Annotated in this window: 19 protein-coding genes; 16 read left to right on the top strand and 3 right to left on the bottom strand. The window is 40.1% G+C overall.

Annotation, left to right across the window (positions count from 1 at the left end):
• Position 1 precedes the first annotated feature (1 nt).
• The 4 genes from rng to tldD are packed head-to-tail and all read left to right on the top strand — an operon-like array spanning position 2 to position 7,603.
• Complete coding sequence (rng, locus tag H5089_RS09945; RefSeq protein ID WP_002958405.1) at positions 2-1,474, top strand: ribonuclease G; 1,473 nt, start codon at positions 2-4, stop codon at positions 1,472-1,474.
• Positions 1,474-5,331: a YhdP family protein gene (locus H5089_RS09940; RefSeq protein WP_182712128.1), complete on the top strand. Its 3,858-nt coding sequence runs from the start codon at positions 1,474-1,476 to the stop codon at positions 5,329-5,331. The genes rng and H5089_RS09940 overlap by 1 nt, the downstream gene beginning before the upstream one ends.
• Positions 5,328-6,167, top strand: coding sequence for a carbon-nitrogen hydrolase family protein (locus H5089_RS09935; RefSeq protein WP_165723728.1), 840 nt, complete (start codon positions 5,328-5,330; stop codon positions 6,165-6,167). The genes H5089_RS09940 and H5089_RS09935 overlap by 4 nt, the downstream gene beginning before the upstream one ends.
• Positions 6,164-7,603, top strand: a complete 1,440-nt coding sequence (gene tldD, locus H5089_RS09930; protein WP_039485728.1) for a metalloprotease TldD — start codon at positions 6,164-6,166, stop codon at positions 7,601-7,603. Before H5089_RS09935 ends, tldD begins: the two co-directional genes overlap by 4 nt.
• Before the next feature lie 153 nt (positions 7,604-7,756).
• Here tldD and H5089_RS09925 read toward each other — a convergent pair whose 3' ends face one another.
• The 3 genes from H5089_RS09925 to gorA all read right to left on the bottom strand — a co-directional run bounded on the left by H5089_RS09925 (position 7,757) and on the right by gorA (position 10,960).
• Entirely contained in the window at positions 7,757-8,593 is an 837-nt protein-coding gene (locus H5089_RS09925; protein WP_182712127.1) for a mechanosensitive ion channel family protein, read from the bottom strand.
• 108 nt (positions 8,594-8,701) lie between these two features.
• Positions 8,702-9,334, bottom strand: coding sequence for a hypothetical protein (locus H5089_RS09920; protein ID WP_182712126.1), 633 nt, complete (start codon positions 9,332-9,334; stop codon positions 8,702-8,704).
• Between the two features lie 264 nt (positions 9,335-9,598).
• Positions 9,599-10,960, bottom strand: a complete 1,362-nt coding sequence (gene gorA / locus H5089_RS09915) for a glutathione-disulfide reductase (RefSeq protein ID WP_182712125.1) — start codon at positions 10,958-10,960, stop codon at positions 9,599-9,601.
• Between the two features lie 78 nt (positions 10,961-11,038).
• Between gorA and H5089_RS09910 the strand changes: the two genes are divergently transcribed.
• The 12 genes from H5089_RS09910 (at position 11,039) to fdx (ending at position 22,449) form a co-directional block, all read left to right on the top strand.
• Positions 11,039-11,713, top strand: coding sequence for a DUF2461 domain-containing protein (locus H5089_RS09910; RefSeq protein ID WP_138488457.1), 675 nt, complete (start codon positions 11,039-11,041; stop codon positions 11,711-11,713).
• An 86-nt stretch (positions 11,714-11,799) separates the two neighbouring features.
• A complete protein-coding gene (prlC, locus tag H5089_RS09905; RefSeq protein ID WP_149602058.1) occupies positions 11,800-13,839 on the top strand; it encodes an oligopeptidase A in 2,040 nt (679 codons plus the stop codon).
• Positions 13,840-13,978: 139 nt separating this feature from the next.
• A complete protein-coding gene (locus tag H5089_RS09900; RefSeq protein WP_002958415.1) occupies positions 13,979-15,157 on the top strand; it encodes a response regulator transcription factor in 1,179 nt (392 codons plus the stop codon).
• A gap of 57 nt (positions 15,158-15,214) precedes the next feature.
• Positions 15,215-15,970 (top strand): class I SAM-dependent methyltransferase, encoded by a 756-nt coding sequence (locus tag H5089_RS09895; RefSeq protein WP_182694804.1) that lies wholly within the window; start codon positions 15,215-15,217, stop codon positions 15,968-15,970.
• A gap of 157 nt (positions 15,971-16,127) precedes the next feature.
• On the top strand, positions 16,128-16,853 hold the full coding sequence (gene trmJ, locus H5089_RS09890; protein WP_002958423.1) for a tRNA (cytosine(32)/uridine(32)-2'-O)-methyltransferase TrmJ: 726 nt from the start codon (positions 16,128-16,130) through the stop codon (positions 16,851-16,853).
• A gap of 237 nt (positions 16,854-17,090) precedes the next feature.
• Positions 17,091-17,582 (top strand): Fe-S cluster assembly transcriptional regulator IscR, encoded by a 492-nt coding sequence (iscR, locus tag H5089_RS09885; protein ID WP_002958424.1) that lies wholly within the window; start codon positions 17,091-17,093, stop codon positions 17,580-17,582.
• A gap of 24 nt (positions 17,583-17,606) precedes the next feature.
• Entirely contained in the window at positions 17,607-18,824 is a 1,218-nt protein-coding gene (locus H5089_RS09880; protein WP_002958425.1) for an IscS subfamily cysteine desulfurase, read from the top strand.
• Positions 18,825-18,865: 41 nt separating this feature from the next.
• Positions 18,866-19,249 carry a Fe-S cluster assembly scaffold IscU gene (gene iscU / locus H5089_RS09875; protein ID WP_002958426.1) on the top strand — a complete coding sequence of 128 codons (384 nt, stop codon included), beginning with the start codon at positions 18,866-18,868 and terminating at the stop codon, positions 19,247-19,249.
• Positions 19,250-19,261: 12 nt separating this feature from the next.
• Positions 19,262-19,585: an iron-sulfur cluster assembly protein IscA gene (gene iscA, locus H5089_RS09870; RefSeq protein ID WP_002958427.1), complete on the top strand. Its 324-nt coding sequence runs from the start codon at positions 19,262-19,264 to the stop codon at positions 19,583-19,585.
• A gap of 82 nt (positions 19,586-19,667) precedes the next feature.
• The gene (gene hscB, locus H5089_RS09865; protein ID WP_002958428.1) at positions 19,668-20,195 is read left to right on the top strand and encodes a co-chaperone HscB; all 528 of its coding nucleotides are present in this window, start codon (positions 19,668-19,670) and stop codon (positions 20,193-20,195) included.
• A gap of 41 nt (positions 20,196-20,236) precedes the next feature.
• Entirely contained in the window at positions 20,237-22,099 is a 1,863-nt protein-coding gene (gene hscA, locus H5089_RS09860) for a Fe-S protein assembly chaperone HscA (protein ID WP_182712124.1), read from the top strand.
• 11 nt (positions 22,100-22,110) lie between these two features.
• Entirely contained in the window at positions 22,111-22,449 is a 339-nt protein-coding gene (fdx, locus tag H5089_RS09855; RefSeq protein ID WP_002958430.1) for an ISC system 2Fe-2S type ferredoxin, read from the top strand.
• Positions 22,450-22,700 lie beyond the last annotated feature (251 nt).

Here is a 22,700-nt window from a genome sequence, read left to right as displayed (position 1 = left end):
CATGAGTACAGAATTACTGATCAATGTCACACCGAGCGAAAGCCGTGTTGCCCTAATAGAAAACGGTGTACTGCAAGAAATACAGCTAGAGCGAATCGGTAATCTAGGTATTGTAGGCAATATTTACTTAGGAAAAATAAGCCGTGTACTTCCGGGTATGCAGGCTGCTTTTGTTGATATCGGCCTTGAAAAAGCTGCATTTTTGCATGCATCCGATATTGTAAATAGTGCCTCTATTGTTGAAGGCGTAGACGACGTACCAATAAAAAAAGTACAAGATATTAGAGAGTTAGTTCGTCAAGGCCAATACATTATGGTGCAAGTGGTAAAAGATCCGCTAGGCACTAAAGGCGCAAGACTCACCACTGATATAACTATCCCTTCTCGCTATTTAGTGTTTATGCCTGATGCGACCCATGTAGGGGTTAGTCAGCGTATAGAAACTGAAGAAGAGCGCTCACGTCTTAAAAAAATAGTCGCAGAATATGGCGATGAAAATGGCAGCTTTATCGTACGTACAGCAGCTGAAGGTGCTAGCGAAGCTGAATTACGACACGATGCCGGCTTTTTAAGAAAATTATGGGAAAAAATAACATCACGTCGTAGAAAAACGAGTAAAGCCAGTATCCTACACGAAGATTTAACGCTTGCCTTTAGAACCCTGCGTGACTACGTAGGCGAAGATATGGAGCGCATTCGCGTTGACTCTAAACTCAGCTATGAAGAACTAAAGTTATTTACTGAAGAGTTTGTTCCACAGCTTTCTCAAGTGCTTGAATACTACCCAGGCGAGCGACCTATATTTGATTTGTTTGATGTTGAAAACGAAATTCAAAAAGCACTACATCGTAAAGTTACGCTAAAATCGGGTGGTTATATAATTATTGACCAAACAGAAGCAATGACGACTGTTGATGTTAATACTGGCGCATTTGTAGGGCATCGTAATTTAGAAGAAACCATTTTTAATACCAACGTAGAAGCAACCTCTGCAATTGCTCGCCAGCTTAGGCTGCGTAACTTAGGCGGTATTATCATTATCGACTTTATCGATATGGTAAGTGAGGATCATAAAAGGCGGGTGCTTCATTCACTTGAATCAGCCCTTGCAAAAGATCGCACTAAAACGAATATTAATGGGCTTTCAGCGCTTGGCCTTGTTGAAATGACGCGTAAACGTACACGCGAAAGTTTAGAGCATATTTTATGTGATGTATGCCCTGCATGCTCCGGTCGTGGTTCACAAAAAACAGTTGAAACGGTTTGCTACGAAATACTACGTGAAATAGTGCGTGTTAACCGAGCATACGCAGCAGACAAGTTTATGGTGTATGCAGCGCCGGCTGTAAGTGAGGCCCTACTAAACGATGAGTATCATAACCTTGCTGAGCTTGAACTATTTATTGGTAAGCAAGTCAATATTCAAACCGAGAGCTTATACAGCCAAGAACAGTTTGATGTGGTAATGATGTAATGAAAGCAAAAGCGGTCTGTTTTTTTTGTTTTAGAAAGTTATGGCAGACCTGCGCCATAATTTTGGTATTACTGGCCGTTATTGTTTCAATTTTAAAATATACCCTCCCGTATGCAAACGAGTACAAAAGTGACATAGAAAGCTATTTACACGAAAAGTTTGAAATAAGCTTATCTATTGGCGAAATATCAGCTAGTTGGCAGGGCAGTGGTCCTGCATTAGTGCTAGAAAATTTATCGTTTAAAGATAACGAAACCGCGCCAATATCACTCACCATTGCTAAAACCAGCTTAGAGCTAAATCTATGGGAAAGCTTAAAAGCACTACAACTTAGATCTAATTATTTTGTTATTAATGGTTTTCATACCAGTGTAAATATCACCAACTTATTTAAAACCGGTGATAACGACGAAGTTTCTTTTGAGCAAAAAGAGCTAATTGAAGAACTGTTTTTGGGTAAAACGGGTCATTTTGCAATAGAAAATTCCAGTATTAACTTTATTTTAGAAGATGGTAAAGAACGTAAATTACTTCTTCAAAACATTGTTTGGCAAAATGAAGATGAGCAGCACCTTGGTAGTGGAAGCCTAGCACTGCCGGGTATTTCGGTCGGAGACTTTGACGCGCGCATAGCACTTACCGGAGATACTCTAGAGCAGGTTGCGGGCGACATCTATGTGCAGGCTAATAAGGTCGATGTATCTAACTGGTTAGCGCAATATATAAATACGCAAAAGCAGCAACTGCATAGCGATATTAATTTACAAGCATGGCTAAAACTAGATAAAGGTTTTGTAAGCGATGTGAAAATGCAGTGGTTACCAAGCTTTGTACGCTGGCAGCGAGAAGAGCAAAGCCACCAAGTTAGTTTGAGTGAAGGTGGATTCCATCTATATCCAGAACAAAATAGCTGGCACTTAAAAAGCACCGGTTTAACATTTAATAGTAACGATAAAGCATGGCCAAGTTTAGAGTTTGAAGCCCAACTAGGGCTGCAAAATAAAGTGTGGCTGCATCAAGTTGATTTTGAATTACTGAGTAATCTAGCCGGGCTAAGTAATTTTAATGCACTTGAACCATTTTTAGAACGCCAACCTAGTGGGCAAATAGATCAAGCTTATTTAAGTTTTTCTAATGCACAGCAATGGCAATTATGGTTTGAGGCTAACAATATTGGCTGGCAAGAATTAAGATCGGTACCAGCAGCGCAAGGGCTTAGAGTAAATGGTTTACTTACCCAAAGTACTGGTCGAATAAATTTATTTGGCGAAAGTGGCACATTAGTCACAGGCGAAAGCTTTAGTAACGACATAAATTATAATCAGCTAAATGTTGAGCTAGATTTAGCTAAGCGAGATGATGGCTGGCATATAAGTAGTGACAATATCTGGTTTGATAATGATGAAGTTACTCTTGCTGCAGAATTACAAATTAGCCTAACAGATGATCCTCGATTAGATCTTTACGCAGAAGCGTTCGCTCCAGATGCCAATATTGCAGATCATTACTTCCCATTAAAAGCGATGAGCCCTGAACTTGTTAGCTATTTAAATGGTGCAATTAAAGGCGGAGAAGTATCTAAAGCACAGGTCTTATTTGCAGGGCCTTTGTCTGGTTTTCCATTTACTGATGGTAGTGGTCAGTTTGATGTATTAGCACAAATAGACAATGCAACCTATGAGTTTGACTCTGATTGGCCAGCGGTCACTAATGCTAATGTACAGCTACATTTTGCTAATGAGCGGATGGACATATATAGCCAGCAAGGCAAGTTGGTTAATTTAGATATTGGTAATAGTGTACAGGTGAGCATTGCAGATTTAATGAATGCTGATGAACTTATTGTGCAAATTGATAAAAAAGCAGAGATGGAAAAGTTACATGACTTTTTTGCAGCGACACCTATTGCCAAACCTCTTGCTGAAATTTTTAAAGTTGTACAGGGCAAAGGCGAAGCCGATGCCAGTATTGAGCTTTTAGTAGGCTCTAAGTTTAAAGGCGGAGCCAGTGTTAGCGGCAAAGTTAATTTAAATGACTTGCCAGTATTTATAGCAACGCCAGGCATTGAGCTTAAAAACTTAACTGGCGAGCTTAATTTTAAAAACGACAATATTACACTTAAAAATGCGACTGCGAAGTGGTTGGGTATGCCGCTAAATATTAATTACAGCAGTAAAAGTGATGCTAAAAATTACCAAGCAAACATAGATATAAACGCCAAAATTGACGCCGATACACTAATTGACAGTGGACAAGGTATATTAAAAAATTATTTAAGCGGGCAGAGCGATGTTGATATTGGCTTAGTACTTAATTTTGAAGAACAAGGTTTTAATTACCGCGCCCAAGTTACTTCGGAGCTATTTGGTTTAACAAGTAATCTACCTGCACCTTATAATAAAAATAGCGAACAAGCGTGGGCACTTGATGCAGTAGTTCAAGGTGATGATATTTCTAATCTCATTACAGCAAACGCTAATCAACAGTTTTACTTTAATGCTATTTTAGAAAATGGAAAATCACAGTTTAGTAATGTCCATTTTGTGCTCGGAAAACAGGATTTAGGATTAAACCAAAAAGACTTAAGCGTAAATATAAATCTTGAGCAGAGTGAATTAGTACCTTGGTTTGATCTGATTGATCAAATAATTAAAGCAGGTAAAGCAAACCCAGATAAAAAATCAAAAGGGATTATGCCACCGCTTAATGAGGTGGTCGCAAATATAGGTATGCTTGATGCGAGTAACATCATCTTTAATGATTTTGAAATGCGTTTAGCACCATCAAAAGACGATTTATACCTAAAGCTAAATGCTAAAGAACTTAGAGCTGGGGTTTTTATTCCTACATCACAACCTAGCCAGCCTATACGAATTAATGCCGATTACTTAAGGCTTAATTTTGCACAGCCTAGCGAGCAATTAATTGAAATAACAGATGTACTTCCTGAGGAAGACTTGAGCTGGCTTACTAAAATACCTGCCATTGAGTTTGAATGTAGTGACTGCAAAATTGATCGCTATCAGCTTGATAAAGTGAGTGCGTCATTATTAGGTGATGGCGAGCGCTTATCGATATCAGAACTTGTAATCGATAAAGGAGATCATGTACTGCGCACTAAAGGGCAGTGGCAAAATGGTTTAACAACGCTAAGTGGTGAGCTTAAAAGTGATGATATAGGCGCATTGTTTGGCGAGTTTGATATTACCTCTGCAATTAAGGACTCTAAAGCTGATCTAAATTATGATCTTACTTGGCAAGCAGCACCTTATGATTTTGATGTGAAAACTTTAAGTGGTGAGGTTACTTGGGATTTAGGGGAAGGTCACTTAACTGAAATAAGTGATGGTGGTGCACGCGTATTTTCGCTGTTGAGCCTTGATTCACTCGTACGCAAACTGAAACTTGATTTTAGAGATGTATTTTCAAAGGGCTTTTTTTATAACAGCATGCAAGGCTCTATGCAGTTAGAAAACGGTATCGCTTACACTAAAGATACTAAAATGGATGGTGTGCCTGCCGATTTAACTATTAAAGGCTACGCAAACTTAAATACGCTAGATATAGATTACGACCTTGCTGTAGCGCCACAAGTAACCTCAAGCATTCCGGTTATAGTTGCGTGGATGGTTAATCCAGTAACAGGGCTTGCTGCTTTAGCACTTGATAAAGTTATTCATTCTGCGCGCGTCATCTCAGAGATCAATTTTAAAGTAACGGGTAAAATGAACGATCCTATTGTTCAAGAACTCGACAGAAAAAGTCGTGAAGTTACACTACCTCAAGCTGCGCAAAATCAGCCACAAGCATCAGTCGATTTAAAACTTAAAGATGCACAAGTAACAGTAACGCAATGAACAAAACAGCAAGCATAAGCACACCCACAATAGTTGCCCTACAAATGTGTTCAGGGCTAAGCCCTGATGACAACATAACAAGCTTAAAGCGCGCACTTAAAACCCTGCCAGCAACAAGACCATTACTTGTTTGCTTGCCTGAGGCTTTTTTAGTGTTTAGTAAAACTGGTAACGATACGTTACGTGTTGCTAAGCAAGTTGAGCAATACAAATTACAACTTAGTGAATTGTGCCAACACCATAATATTTGGTTAAATGCAGGCACAATGCCTGAGCCATTTAACGAACATAAGTATTACGCAGCATCGCACTTATATAATAATCAAGGCGAGCTGGTTGCAACGTATAACAAAATACATTTATTTGATGTAACCGTTGATGATAAAACAGGTAGCTATCGAGAGTCAGATTTTACCCAAGCTGGAAGCGATGTAGTGGTTGTTGATTCTCCCTTTGGTAAAATTGGCTTAACAGTATGTTATGATCTGCGCTTTAGTGGCTTATTTAACGAACTAGTACGCCAAGGCGCCAATATTATTTTAGTACCCAGTGCATTTACAGTCCCTACAGGGCAAGCGCATTGGCAACCGCTATTAGCAGCTCGCGCAATAGAAACACAATGTTATGTAGTTGCAGCAGCTCAGTACGGTACACATGAAAATGGCCGACAAACATATGGCCACAGTATTATTATTTCGCCTTGGGGCAATACCCTGAGTGAATTGCCAACAGGCACCGGTTTTATAAGCTGCAACGCAGATTTAGACCAGTTACAAAAAATTAGACGAGATATGCCCGTGCAGTCTCATCAACGATTTAGAGAGCATTTATTATGAATTCGGTTGAACAGCATTTACTACAAGACAGCCAGCTAAATAGAGAAGAGCTCGAAAAAACGCTCGCTTACATACATCAGCATAAAGTGGATTACGCCGATTTATATTTTCAATCAAGCCACCACGAATCATGGGTGCTTGAAGACGGCTTAGTTAAAGAAGGCTCTTATAACGTTGAACGTGGCGTTGGTGTACGTGCTGTAAGCGGCGAAAAAACAGGTTTTTCTTACTCTGATGCAATAAATCTTGAAGCACTTAATAAGGCGGCTACAGCGGCTCGTAGCATCGCAGATGCTGGCGAAGATAGAGCGATTAAAGTATTTAGTGATGTTAAAGCTAAAGAGCAGTTTGCACCGCATCAGCCAATTTCGAGTATGAGCGATACCGACAAGGTGAGTTTATTACGCGAACTTGAAAACTATATTCGTGAACTAGCACCCGATGCAGAGCAAGTAATTAGCTCAATGTCAGCGGTATACGAAGAAGTATTAATCGCAGCAAGTGATGGTACGTTTGCCACCGATATTCGCCCGCTTATTCGCTTAAACTGCTCAGTACTGCTTGAAAAAAATGGTCGCCGTGAACGCGGTGGCGCAGGTGGTGGTGCACGTTTAGATTATGGTTACTTTAAAGAGCTTGTTGATGGTAAACCACGTTGGATGGAATTTGCTGAAGAAGCTGTACGCCAAGCTAAAGTAAACCTTGAAGCTATTGATGCACCTGCAGGCACGATGGAAGTTGTACTTGGTAATGGTTGGCCTGGCGTGCTTTTACACGAAGCAGTAGGGCATGGACTTGAAGGCGACTTTAACCGCAAAGGCGCGTCTGCGTTTAGTGGTAAAGTAGGCCAAAAAGTAGCATCTGAGCTGTGTACTGTTGTTGATGATGGCACCATGGCCGATCGCCGTGGGTCACTTAATGTTGATGATGAAGGCACACCAGCCGCTTACAACGTACTTATCGAAAACGGTATTTTAAAAGGCTATATGCAAGATAAGCTAAACGCGCGTTTAATGGGTGTAAATCCTACCGGTAACGCACGTCGTGAGTCTTATGCGCATTTACCAATGCCTCGCATGACTAACACCTACATGTTAGGTGGTGAGCACAGCCAAGCCGATATTATCAGCTCAGTTAAAAAAGGGGTATTCGCGCCTAACTTTGGCGGCGGACAAGTTGATATAACCTCAGGTAAGTTTGTATTTAGTGCATCAGAAGCGTATTTAATCGAAAATGGTAAAATTACCCAACCAATTAAAGGCGCAACGCTTATTGGTAATGGACCAGAAGTAATGCAGCAAATATCTATGGTTGGTAACGACTTAGCACTTGATAAAGGTGTTGGTGTTTGTGGTAAAGATGGTCAAAGCGTACCGGTAGGCGTAGGCCAACCAAGCCTTAAGATTGATCAGTTAACGGTCGGTGGTACAGCTTAAATATTACTCAAGCGCGAAGTGAATTCGTACCTACATGCTTGATGTTTATTGTAGGTGAGGTTTTATACCTCGCTTTTTAAATACAGACTTAGAAATAGAGCGCGAAATAAATTCGCACCTACGATTTGTATTTTTACTTTGTGTAGGCGAGGTTTATGCCTCTCCTTCACCTTCTTTATTTTTTTCAGCCTCTTTGTACCATAACGCAAAAAAGCACTCTGTTAATTTGTGCTCTATCTCAAGCGCTTTTTCTGTCGGGCAAAACAAGGTAAAGCTTGCTTTAAATTCACCTAAATCGGTTGTACCAAAGTGAATTACCGGCTCTGGGCCAGATATTTTTGCATCAAGTTTACGCTCAATCATCGAATTATAACGGCTTGCTACTTCTTGAAACTCTTCGCAGTACAGTTTAGCTTGCTCAGTGAGTGTGTCGTGAATAGGGTACGGGTTAAAGCTCTCTCTTCGGACAATAATAAAATGATGTGTAACAAAGCGTTTTACAAAGTTTAAGTTTTTAATAGAGCTGGTAATCAGCTTATTATTAGGTATGTATATGGTTTTTCTAGAAAATTGATAAGTATATATATCAATTTCATGCATGGTTGTTTTTATCCAATCCGTTTCAGCTACTTCACCAAAGTAATCACCAACTTGTATCCAATCACCCACTCTAAACGGGCGAGTTGTTACGAGGTAAAAAAAGCCTATTACACACTGAATAAACTCACGCGTTGCAAGTACAATCGCCACGGCAAAAGCAGCAATAGAAAGTGCAAAGTTTTGAATTTCAGTAGACCACACAAATAGCAGCGATATCATCATTACAAAATTAATAAAGTGCTTAATATTGTGTGCGATGTAACGGATGTCTTTTTCTTTTTTTTCTGCGCGACTTTTAGCAAGCTTATCAACAAGCACTTTTAGTACAAATGCAATTGTGATCATTACAATTGAAAGAAGAAACGGATGCAGCAATATATCTTTAGTCATGGTATCCAATTAAATGTGAGTTGATAAAAACAGGCTCAGTATATTGATTTATTAAACCAATTAGCAAATTTAGTGTAAAAAAAGTAACCAATAAAAAATGTAGCTATGTTATTGAGTTACTTGATCAGTGCAATGCTTGTGATTTTTAGCCATTCTTTTTCGGCATATGAGTACAAGCTCAATGGCTGAAATAAAAATCAAAGTATAGCCAAGCGTTTCTATACCTTCTTCAACAATGTTTTTTACCGCACGTACATAGTCATCACCCATTACTGAATGCCAAAATGCGCCTTTGCCCATCATTCGCGAAAATGCGAGTAAAGTAACCATGCCTGATAAGCAAATTCCATAACTAGGAGTGAGGCTATAGGCTTTTAAAGCGTTAAAAATACTTCCTCTGTTTGTTATTAAATAAACAAACACGCCAGCTAAAATTGAATAGACGATACTTTGCCAAGCGCCATCAAAAAAGTATAAGTCGAGGTAGGTATCAAACTCTCTCACAAACATCATTGCCGATAACGCAGCTAGTAATACAGCCGGTATTTTGAGTTGAAAGTTAATTTGCGAAGCATAAAAAAATAAAATACAACTTAAAAAAGTTAAAACATCTTGCATATGTTCGGTAAGAGTTTCTTCACTGTAAAGTGCATCCTGTTTTAATTCAAACCCTTCAATTTGAATTAAATGAGCAACACCCGCTAGGCATAATAAATAAATAAAAGATCGCAGTAAAAACATAAATAACCAAGAGAAACTATAAATGCGCGGGATTCTAATCGTTAAAATGCTTTAAAGCCAAAACAAAATTTAAACTTTTAATCTTTTTATGGGTCTAAAATTTTTGCTGTTAAAATAATGGCTTAGTTGTTTTTTTAATGTTGAATGGATGTTTGTAATGTGACGTTTTAAGTGGTTTATTGTGCAAAATATAACAAGCATTAAAAAGCCCTTACTAATTACTTAACAAGGGCTTTTTATAATTGAGCGCTTAGAGTTTAGCGCCTAGCGCATAGTAACAAACTCTTCAGAACCTGTTGGGTGAATCGCAACAACGGCATCAAAATCAGCTTTAGTAGCGCCCATTTTCATGGCAACTGCAAAACCTTGAATCATTTCATCAACCGCAAAACCAATACCATGTAGGCCAACTACTTTTTCGTCTGGGCCGGCACATACAAGCTTCATTTTACAAGGTTGGCGATGTTTAGTTACCGCTGTGTACATAGCTGTAAAACCAGATTGGTAAATCTTAACGTTTTCTTCGCCGTATTGAGAAATAGCTTCTTGTTCAGTAAGGCCAATAGTACCAATTGGTGGGTGACTAAATACAACAGTAGGAACTAGGCTGTAATCCATTTTTAAATCATCAGGTAGTTCTTTATTAAATAAGCGTTCTGATAAAGTACGCCCTGCTTTAACTGCTACAGGCGTAAGTTCAATACCGTTTTCGATAATATCACCAACAGCATAAACGTTTTTAGCTGTGGTATTTTGAAACTCATCAACTTTAACAAAACCATCGCTGTTAACTTCTACGCCGGCAGCAGCTACATTAATTGCATCTGTTGTTGGCTGGCGGCCAATGGCCCAAATTACTTGGTCAACGTTATGAGTTTTGCCATTATCTAAATGTAGCGTTACAGAGCCATCATTTTCTTTAACTAATTTATGAGGTACAGATTCTGTATGAAGAGTAGGGCCTTCAGCAGCCATAACATCAACAAGTGTTTCAACTATGTATGGGTCAAAGTTACGAAGTGGAGAATGCTTACGAACAAATAAATGTGTTTCAGTACCTAAACCATGTAATACACCAGCAAGCTCGACGGCTATGTAGCCTGCGCCAATAACTGCAACGCGCTTAGGTTGCTCTTTTAGTTCAAAAAAGCCATTTGAATCGATACCGTGTTCAGCACCTTCAATATGCGGAATACTTGGGCGGCCGCCTACTGCAATTAATATATGATCGGCTGTGTAGTGCTCGCCGTTTACTTCAACTGTTTTATTATCTACAAATTTAGCAAAGCCTTTGATTACGGTAACGCCATTGCTAGCAAGGCCACTGTCATAACCTTTATGAATTCGGCCTATATAGGCTTCACGGCTTTCTACTAACTTGCTCCAATCAAAGCCTTTAACTTCAACATTAAAGCCGTAATCAGGGGCATATAAATTAATTGCTTCAGCAACCTGAGCACCGTGCCACATTACTTTTTTAGGTACACAGCCCACGTTTACACACGTGCCGCCCATGTGTTTTGCTTCTATAAGTGCTACTTTAGCGCCGCGCATTGCCGCTCTATTTGCAGAGGCAATACCACCACTGCCACCACCGATTGCAATATAATCAAAGTGTTGTGTCATTTTATGTCCTTAGGCGTTGAGTTTTATGCGCATTAGCATAACATTAAGTTTTAAAAATAAAGAGTGTTTAGGTGACCTATGTTTAGTAAAAAAACATTCGAATTTCTTGCTCAGCTTGATCAAAACAATAATAGAGACTGGTTTAATGACCATAAATCACAGTATGAGGAATACGTAAGAGAGCCCGCTTTAGATTTCATTAGGCAAATGCAAGCACCACTTGCTGAGGTTTCTAGCCATTTTGTCGCATCAGATAAAAAAGTCGGCGGTAGTTTAATGAGAATCCATAAAGACGCGCGTTTTAGTAAAGATAAAACCCCATATAAAATTAATGTAGGAATTCAATTTCGCCATTTTATGGGAAAAGACGTACACGCCCCTGGTTTTTATTTTCACTTAGCAAATGACGAATGTTTTGTAGGTGCTGGTATTTGGCGACCAGAATCAAAGGCGCTTAATGCCATTAGAACCTGCATAGATGAAAACCCAAATAGCTATAAAAAAGCAATTTATGATGAGCAATTTAAATCTATATTTGAAATGTCAGGAGAGTCGCTAAAACGCCCACCAAGAGGTTTTGAAAAAGATCATCCCTTAATAGATGAGCTCAAACGAAAAGACTTTATAGCCATTAGCCCACTTACTCAAAAGCAAATATGCAGTAATAACCTAGTTGATACGGTACTAGAACGTTATAAAGTGGCCGACTCATTAATGGGTTATTTGTGTTTTGCTTTAGAGCAACCTTATTAAAATTAAACAACTTAAAAGCGGCTGAGTTGTTTTTTTACTTTTAGACCCAATTTAAAACGTAATGCATTAACGCAAAGAGAGTATTTATGAGCAACCCACTAATTGGCCTTGAAGGCTTACCACCATTTTCAAAAATAAAGCCTGAGTACGTAGTACCAGCACTAAAAGACGGTATTGAGCTTTGTCGTAAAGCCATTGATGACGTGCTAGCGAAAGGTTCGTACACGTGGGATGACTTAGTATTACCCCTTGAAGAAGCCGACGATAAATTATCGCGCATGTTCTCCCCTGTATCGCATTTAAATTCAGTAATGAATAACGACGAATTACGTGAAGCTTACGAGCAGTGCTTACCGTTAATATCTGAATATTCAACATTTGTAGGTCAGCATCAAGGATTATACAACGCGTATAATACGCTTTATAACAGCGACGAATTTAAAACGCTGACTACAGCACAGCAAAAAACAATTACTAATGCGCTTCGTGACTTTAAATTATCGGGTATTGCATTAGCGCCAAAGCAGCAAAAACGCTACGGCGAAATTAGCGCGCGTTTATCAGAACTTGCCTCAAAATTTGGCAACAACGTAATGGATGCCACACTTGCTTGGCACAAACATATTACTGATGAAAGCGACTTAGCTGGCTTGCCAGAATCTGCTTTAGCGCTTGCAGCTGATACTGCAAAAAGTAAAGAGTTAGACGGTTGGGTATTTACCCTTGATTTCCCGTCGTATTTACCAATTATGACCTATGCAGATAACCGCGAACTTCGCAGAGAAACTTACACCGCGTTTTCTACGCGCGCATCAGATCAAGGCCCTAACGCTGGTGAATTTGATAACTCCGAGATCATGAGTGAGGAGCTTGCGCTTCGCCATGAACTTGCACAGTTACTAGGATTTAACAGCTACGCTGAAAAGTCATTGGCAACTAAAATGGCCGAAACACCGGCGCAAGTATTCTCGTTTTTAGAAGACCTAGCGGCTAAATCAAAACCACAAGCAGAACAAGAAGTGGCAGAGTTAAAAGCCTATGCTGAGCAAAAACATGGTATTTCTGAATTACAGGCATGGGATTTTGGTTACTACAGCGAAAAACTTAAGCAAGAAAAATACGCTATTTCAGATGAAGTACTACGTCCTTACTTCCCTGCAAATAAAGTATTAAGTGGCTTATTCGAAACCGTTAACCGCTTATTTGGTATTAGCGTAAAAGAAGTTACTGATTTTGATACTTATCACAAAGATGTACGCTTTTTTGAAATTGTAGATAGCAGCAACACCCTACGCGGACGTTTTTATCTCGATTTATATGCACGCGACCGTAAACGCGGTGGGGCGTGGATGGACGACTGTATGGGCCGTAAAGTACGTGCTAACGGCGAACTACAAACTCCAGTGGCTTATTTAGTGTGTAATTTTAATAAAGCGGTTGGCGATAAACCTGCATTGTTTACTCATGACGAAGTGACAACCTTATTCCACGAGTTTGGTCATGGTATTCACCATATGCTTACACAAGTTGATGCAGCCCCTGTTGCGGGTATTAATGGCGTGGCGTGGGATGCGGTAGAGCTTCCTAGTCAGTTTTTAGAAAACTGGTGTTATGAAGAAGAAGCACTGAGCTTTATTTCAGGTCATTATGAAACGGGCGAGCCGTTACCTAAAGAGCTACTTGATAAGCTACTAGCGGCTAAAAACTACAACTCAGGCATGCAAATGCTGCGTCAAATTGAGTTCTCGTTATTCGACTTTAAAATCCACAATGATTATAAAGCGGGTGAAGAGTGTCAAATTCAAGCAGTACTTGATGACGTACGCAGCCGTACCTCGGTCGTTAAGCCTCCTGAGTTTAACCGTTTTCAGCATGGCTTTAGCCACATTTTTGCAGGCGGTTACAGCGCTGGTTATTACTCGTATAAATGGGCTGAAGTACTCTCTGCTGATGCTTATTCTAAATTTGAAGAAGAAGGTATTTTTAACCCGCAAACCGGTCAAGCCTTCATGCAAAATATTTTAGAAAAAGGCGGCAGTGAAGAGCCAATGGAATTATTTAAAAAGTTCCGTGGTCGTGAGCCTAATGTTGACGCGTTACTACGCCACAGCGGTATTGCAGCTTAAAAACTAATATTTAGCACAAACTAAATTAAAGCGCCTAAATGGCGCTTTTTTATTATTTGTAAATTATTATCTAATAATTTTTAGTAATTTCATCCTGTCGTACTATGCTTTTAGCACACCTATTAAAATGGATTAAGGCATGGCAAAGTTGGTATTAGCAATTGATGACGACAAATATGTTCATCATATAATTGAAGAGTCTTTAGCAGGGTTTTGTAAAATAATTCATGCAAAAGATGGCGATGAAGGATTAAGGCTAACCAATAAATATAACCCTGATATTATTTTACTCGATATTGAAATGCCAGGTATGTCAGGCTATGACGTATGTAAAGCGATAAAGCACAGTGAAAGCACTCAAGATATTCCCGTTATGTTTCTCTCATCTAAAATAGAGTTAAGCGATCGGGTAAAAGGTTATAGTGTTGGCGCATCTGATTACATCACTAAGCCCTTTAACGCAGAAGAGTTAATAGCGCGTATAAAAGTGCTTTACGAATATCGACAGCAATGTGCAAAGCTAAAATTGGATATAGCAAAAGCGAATAAAACAGCGGAAATAGCGATGACAGAGTCGGGCGATATGGGCCGTATAATGCGCTACGTTGGACAAAGCTATCACGCTAATAACTTTCAATCGTTGAGTGAACACTTTTTTGCCTTTTTTGCTCCTTTAAATTTAGATGTTGTGGTTGTGTTTTGGTATCAAGGAACAGGTGTTTTTTACAGCCAGCAAAGTGGTGTTTGCCCGTTAGAGCAAGAGCTGCTGGAGCAACACAGACAAGCTCAACGATTTGTTGATATTGGTAGTAGTACTATAATTAATTACCCCAAAGTATCCCTTTTAATAAAAAATATGCCAGTTGATAACGATGCTTTGTACGGGCGCTATAAAGATCTGTTCCCGCATATATTAGAAGTAACCAACGAGAAGGTTATTACCATGGAAAGAAGCGAAAGCAGTTATGAGCAGGCAGCTCAAATAAGTACAGCCCTTCAAGATATTGTTAAGCAGTTAACTACACAAAATATAGAGCAAAACAAAAGTACTAAAGTGTTTATAGAGCAGCTACATGAGCTTGACTGCGCCATTAAGCTACAACAAACACAAGCAAATCCTGCCGATCTCACTTTATATATATCTCAATTAGATCAAACAATGCAGTTATTTGTATCGGCTAATAGCGATTTAGCCTTTATCAAATATCAGCTTAAACAAGTTGCCGAAAGCCGCAATGAACTTATATCTAATTTACGCACTAAAGCGGAAGCCGCAAAGGTCAATACGAATCATCACAGTGATATAGAGCTATTTTAGTGCTTTAAAGTAAAGCGGTTGATATACTACAGGCGTATTTTATCGTCGGAGTTTATTGTGGTTATTCAGTGTGCTTTTAAAGAGTTACGTCCTTATTTAAATGAATTAGAAACACGCTTTGGTTTAGCCCAATGGGCGCAAAATTGCTGTGGCTTTAGCTTACATTACGATGATAAAGGATTAAGCCTATTTAAAACCGATGAGCCTAAACTAGGTGCAATTAACGTTGATTTTGTAACCGGTGCTGCCGCCCATAGGCGCAAGTTTGGCGGTGGTAAAGGGCAAGCTATTGCCAAAGCAGTTGGCTTAAATAAAGGTGCAACGCCTGTTGTACTTGATGCTACCGCAGGCCTTGGGCGAGACGGCTTTGTACTTGCCTCGCTAGGGTGCAAAGTTATATTACATGAACGTCATCCGGTTGTTGCAGCCCTTTTATACGATGGGTTAAAGCGAGCTTATAGCGATATTGAAATTGGTGTGTGGATGAAAGAAAACATGAGCCTAATATTTGGCTCAAGCCATACCTTGCTCTCTCAGTGCGAAAGCATGCCCGATGTTGTTTATTTAGATCCCATGTTTCCGCATCGCGAAAAATCAGCATTAGTTAAAAAAGAAATGCGCGTATTTCAAGAGCTAGTTGGTGCAGACAACGACGCTGACGACCTACTTGATTTTGCCTATCCACTTGCCAGTAAGCGTGTCGTTGTAAAACGCCCCGATTACGCCCCATTCTTAAACGAAAAAACCCCAAGTATGCAAATTAAAACTAAAAAGAACCGTTTTGATGTTTATGTAAAGGCGGCAATGGTTTAAACATCAAAACAAATTGGTGGTATATCCCTAGAATTTACCCATGTAAGAGTCGTTATATTGGCTTGGATCTTAGGATCTAGCCTTTTGAATCTAGGATCTTATTACATTTTCATGTTAGAATTTGCGCAATTTTTTGGCATAGCAAAGTAGCACAGTAATGATCTTAGACGATATTCGCATTGTTTTAGTTAACACGTCACATTCGGGCAATATTGGTTCGGCGGCTCGCGCCATGAAAACCATGGGTTTATCAAAACTTTATTTAGTTGATCCTGCTTGTGAAATAGACAGCCAAGCAAGTGCTTTAGCTGCAGGCGCAACTGATGTTTTAGGTAATGCAGTTATTGTAGGTACTGTTGAAGAAGCTATCGCTGACTGTACATTAACAATTGGCACAAGTGCGCGTTCTCGTACGCTTTCGTGGCCAATGGTTGAACCACGTGAATGTGGTGAAAAACTCGTTGCTGAAGCTGTAAATGGTCCTGTAGCGCTAGTATTTGGTCGTGAAAACAGCGGCTTAACTAATGAAGAATTACAGCTTTGTAATTATCACGTATGTATTCCTGCTAATCCAGAGTACAGCTCGCTTAATTTAGCTATGGCCGTACAAACACTTAGTTACGAAACACGTATGGCGTTTTTAAATCAACAACCTAAAAAGGTTGAAGAAGACGATGCTGTTTACCCAAGCTCAAAACAAACAGAGCTGTTTTATGAGCACCTTGAAGAGACGCTTTTCAAAACAGGCTTTATTATCAAACAGCACCCTGGTTTAGTTATGACTAAATTACGTCGTTTATTTAACCGAGCTCACCCTGAAGATGCCGAAATGAATATTTTACGCGGTATTCTCACCTCAATTAATAAGTCTATCCCTAAGTAACTTAGGTATAGCTATTAGTTATAAAAACCAATGGGTAAATAACTAGCTAATACTTGACTAAAATACTCAGGTAATTACAATGGCTGTAATACTTGACCAAAGAGGTCAAGTATTGAAAGTTTGTTAACTCTACAATTTAAAAAGTAAGAGTTTATAAATCAAATTTTTATCAAGTGATAATACTTGACTAATTTACTCTGGTAATTAAAATTTGCACTCTTTTGTGCAGGGGGCGTTATGAAGTTAACATCAAAAGGCAGATATGCCGTTACAGCTATGCTGGATGTTGCACTACACACAGGTGTAGGTCCTGTAGCCCTTGCTGATATTTCACAAAGACAAGAAATTTCTTTGTCTTACCTTGAACAATTATTTGCTCGTTTACGTAAAAATGGCCTAGTAAGTTCTGTTCGTGGACCTGGTGGTGGTTATTTACTAGGGCGTGAAGCGGGCGTTATCTCTGTTGGCGATATTATTAGCGCCGTAGACGAATCGGTCGATGCAACACGTTGCCAAGGTGCCGATACCGGCTGTCAGAGTGGTATGCGTTGTTTAACACATAATTTGTGGTCAGACTTAAGCGCACGCATAGAAGAATTTTTGAATAATATTACCCTTGCTGAATTGGTGGAAAAATCAGATGTGAAAGAAATAGCATCGCGCCAAGATAACAGTATCAATAATGCAATTAAGCAGTTGGAAAACATTCAAGTAAGCTGTCAACTTTAAGGTTGACCTGCAGCGGAGAGAGAAATGAAGTTACCGATTTATTTAGATTACGCAGCGACCACGCCTGTTGATGAACGTGTTGCTAAAGAAATGATGCAGTGCCTGACAATGGACGGTAAGTTTGGTAATCCTGCGTCACGCTCACACCGTTTTGGTTGGCAAGCAGAAGAAGCTGTTGACCAAGCGCGTACAGATATTGCTGATTTAATTAATGCAGACCCACGTGAAATTGTTTTCACATCGGGTGCAACAGAATCAAATAACCTTGCTATTAAAGGTGCAGCACAGTTTTACAAGAAAAAAGGTAAGCACGTTATTACCGCTAAAACTGAGCATAAAGCTGTAATCGACACATGTCGTGAGCTTGAGCGCCAAGGTTTTGAAGTAACTTACATGGACGTTGAAGAAAACGGCCTACTTGATTTACAAAAACTTGCCGACACAATGCGTGACGACACAGTACTTGTAAGCATCATGCACGTTAATAACGAGCTAGGTGTGATTCAAGATATCGCGACTATTGGCGAAATGTGTCGCGAACGTAAAATTATGTTCCACGTAGATGCAGCGCAAAGCGCGGGCAAAGTATTAATCGACGTGCAACAGCTTAAAGTTGATTTTATGTCGTTCTCTGCACATAAAGTGTATGGCCCTAAAGGTGTTGGTGCACTTTACGTTCGTCGTAAACCACGTGCTCGCCTTGAAGCGCAAATGCACGGTGGCGGACATGAACGCGGTATGCGCTCTGGTACACTAGCAACTCACCAATTAGTGGGTATGGGTACTGCGTTTAAAATTGCTAAGCAAGATTTCGAAAAAGATCACGCACACATCAGCGCCTTACGTAATCGTTTAATCGACGGCATTATGGCTGATATGGACGAAGTATACTTTAACGGCACACAAGACCAATCAGTACCGGGTATTGTAAACATCAGCTTTAACTTTGTTGAAGGTGAGTCGTTACTTATGGCAGTAAAAGACATTGCAGTATCGTCAGGTTCAGCCTGTACATCTGCAAGCTTAGAGCCTTCTTATGTATTACGTGCACTTGGCCGTAACGACGAATTAGCACATAGCTCAATTCGTTTTAGTATTGGTCGCTTTACTACCGAAGAAGAGATTGATTACACCGTCGAATTAATGAAAAACTCTATCGGTCGCCTACGTGAGATGTCTCCACTTTGGGAGATGCATCAAGAAGGTATTGATTTAGATTCAGTTGAATGGGCTCACCACTAATAGTGTGAGCACATACCCTAGCAGGTAATGAGGATAGAATAATGGCTTATAGTGATAAAGTAATCGACCACGTAGAAAACCCACGTAACGTAGGTACTCTAGATAAGAACGATCCGTCAGTGGCAACGGGTATGGTAGGCGCACCAGCATGTGGTGACGTAATGAAACTGCAAATTAAAGTATCTGCCACTGGCGTTATTGAAGATGCAAAATTCAAAACCTACGGTTGTGGTAGCGCAATTGCTTCATCTTCACTTGTAACAGAGTGGGTTAAAGGCAAAACGCTAGACGAAGCAGCGACAATTAAAAACACTGATATCAGTGCAGAGCTTGAGTTGCCACCAGTGAAAATTCACTGTTCAATTTTAGCCGAAGACGCAATTCAAGCAGCAATTGCAGACTACAAAAGCAAACAAGCGAAGTAAGAAGAGAAGCTCATGGCAGTGACATTGACAGATGCGGCAGCAAACCGCGTACAATCATTTTTAGCAAACCGCGGTAAAGGTTTAGGCCTGCGCGTTGGCATTAAAACGACGGGCTGTTCAGGTCTTGCTTATGTACTTGAGTTTGTTGACGATTTAAACGAAGACGATGAAACTTTTGCGGCTAAAGGTGTCACATTAATTGTTGACGCTAAAAGCTTAGTTTACATCGATGGCACAGAGCTCGACTACACTAAAGAAGGCTTAAATGAAGGGTTTAAATTTAATAACCCGAATCAAGCAGATGAGTGTGGTTGTGGCGAAAGCTTTACCGTTTAAGCTTTAAATATCTTTGTAGTATAAATAAGCCCTGCCAGTTAATGTAGGGCTTTGTTATTTCTGAATATTATTGGTTGAAGTTATGCGTTACTTTGAATTATTTGCAGTCCCCGTTGATTACAATATTGATTTAGCAACGGTTAACAAGCACTACTTGGAATTACAGCGTACTGTACATCCCGATCGCCACGCGAATGCGAGCAGCCGCGATAAGTTAATGGCTGTGCAAAGCACTGCCGAAATTAACGATGCGCTACAAACATTAAAGCACCCAGTAAAACGTGCTGAATATATGTTGAGCGAGCTAGGCGTTGATATTCGTGCAGAGCAGCAAACCTTGCAAGATCCAATGTTTTTAATGCAGCAAATGGAACTTCGCGAAGAACTTGAAGAGCTAACATCAGCTAGCGATCCTGATACCGCCATTGCAAATTTTGAAAAACAAATTAAGCAATTAAACGCGCAATACAGTGCACAACTTGCTGAGCAATTAGCAAGTAATGATGAGCAGCAATATCAACTTGCCGCAGATAATATTCGTAAACTGAAGTTTGTTTATAAGTTACGTGAAGAACTAGAGCGTATCGAAGACAGTTTATTTGACGATTAATTACTTGCTGCAAAGCGAGCAACACGAGTTTAAAGAGCATTATGGCATTATTGCAAATTGCTGAGCCGGGGCAAAGCGCGGCACCACACGAACATAAACTAGCAATTGGTATTGACCTTGGTACAACTAATTCATTAGTTGCAACAGTGCAAAGCGGCGAAGCCCGCACGTTAACTGATGATCTTGGCGCGGCTATGTTACCGTCGGTTGTTCGTTATCAAGCAGGCGGTATTACTGTTGGCGCAGAAGCTGCACAAGCAGCAACGCAAGACCCTGCTAACACACTTATTTCGGTTAAGCGTTTTTTAGGTAAAACTCAGGCTGAAATAGAGCAAAGTTATGGCCAACTACCGTATGAATTTTGTGAGCACAATGGTGCGCTAGCAATAGAAACTGCGGCAGGTAAAATTAGTCCAATTAAAGCATCAAGCCATATTTTAGCCGCATTAAAAGCACGAGCTGAGCAAAGTTTTGGCAACCAAGAAATTTTAGGGGCTGTAATTACAGTACCAGCGTACTTTGATGACGCGCAGCGCCAAAGTACTAAAGATGCCGCAGAGCTTGCTGGTATTAACGTACTACGTTTATTAAATGAGCCAACAGCAGCAGCGGTTGCTTATGGTTTAGATTCAGGTCAAGAAGGTATTATTGCAGTTTACGATTTAGGTGGTGGTACGTTTGATATATCAGTACTTAGATTACACCAAGGTGTGTTTGAAGTAATGGCAACCGGTGGCGACTCTAGCCTCGGCGGCGATGACTTTGATTCGCTCCTTGTTGATTACTTTAAGCAGCAAACAGGTGTGTCAGCATTATCACCTTCAGTTTTACGTTTATTTATCAATAAAGCAAAAGCGTGTAAAGAAGCATTAAGCCAATACGCTAAAGTAAACGTGGGCCTTGAGTTTGACGATCAAAAATACACCGTTGAAGTAACGCGCGAAACGTTTGATGAAATGGCTATGCCACTAATTAAAAAAACGCTGCGCTCGTGTCGTCGTGCTGTAAAAGATGCTGGCATTGAAAATGAAGAAGTGCTGCAAGTTATTATGGTAGGCGGTTCAACCCGTATGCCATTGGTACGTAGCCAAGTACAAAGCTTTTTTGATAAAGAGCCGCTAACTTCAATCGATCCTGATCGTGTTGTAGCCTTAGGTGCGGCGCTTCAAGCCGACGTGTTAATTGGCAATAAGCCCGATTCTGACATGTTATTGCTTGATATATTACCATTATCGCTTGGGCTTGAAACTATGGGTGGTTTGGTTGAAAAAATCATTCCGCGTAATACAACGATTCCGGTAGCACGCGCACAAGAATTTACAACGTTTAAAGACGGTCAAACAGCCATGTCATTACATGTGCTGCAAGGTGAGCGTGAGCTTGTTGATGATTGTCGATCGCTTGCTAAGTTTAGCTTAAAAGGTATTCCACCAATGGCGGCAGGCGCTGCGCATATTCGTGTAACCTTTAAAGTTGATGCTGATGGCTTATTAAGTGTTTCAGCTATGGAAAAATCAACAGGTGTACAAGCTGAGATTCAAGTTAAGCCTTCGTTTGGTTTATCTGATGACCAAGTAGCTAACATGCTAAAAGAATCAATGAGCAACGCTAAAGGCGACATGCAAGCGCGTATGCTTAAAGAGCAACAAGTAGAAGCGTTGCGTGTTATAGAAGCGCTTAATGCATCACTTGAAGCCGATGGTGCATTACTTGACGATACGCAACTAGCTAACTTACGCGCTGAAATTGCAGAACTGGTAAAAGTGCGCGAAAATGCACAAGAGCCTGGCGAAATTAAATCAGCTATCGAAAAAGTCGATAATGCGAGTAGCGACTTTGCATCGCGTAGAATGGATGCATCAATTAAAAAGGCCCTTACAGGGCAGTCAGTAGACAACATTTAAGAGAGATTAGAATGCCACAAATTGTTTTTCTTCCACATCCTGAATTATGTCCTGACGGCGCTGCAATTGAAGCTCCTACAGGTCAAACGGTACTCGACGCTGCGCTTAAAAATGGTATTAGCATTGCGCATGCTTGTGAAAAATCGTGTGCATGTACTACGTGTCACTTAGTGATTCGTGAAGGATTTGACTCACTTGAAGAAAGTGATGAGCTAGAAGACGACATGCTAGATAAAGCATGGGGCTTAGAGCCTGAGTCACGCCTTGGTTGCCAAGCAATTATAAGAGATGAAGACCTAGTGGTTGAAATACCTAAGTACAATCTCAATATCGTTAATGAAGAGCACTAGTTTTTAACGATGTATATATTAAAAGCCGCTGTTTGATACAGCGGCTTTTTTGTTTGTGAATTGTAGGCGTGACGAGCAAAGCTCGTAAGTTATTTTGTAGGCAAGCAAAGCTTGCTGGCGTTATGTGTTTTAACTCTAGGTTATAAATATAGAAGCTGCGCTTCTCACGTGAGCAAAGATCCTAAAATGTTAGCCTTGGCTCTATGTCACGCATTAAAAGCTAACACCTTAAAACGTAATTTTGGAGGTTT

The organism is Pseudoalteromonas sp. SR45-1, from assembly GCF_014163655.1.
GTDB classification, from domain to species: Bacteria; Pseudomonadota; Gammaproteobacteria; order Enterobacterales; family Alteromonadaceae; genus Pseudoalteromonas; species Pseudoalteromonas distincta.
Note: the sequence above shows the minus strand (reverse complement) of the source record. Positions and strands in the feature narration are given on the sequence as shown.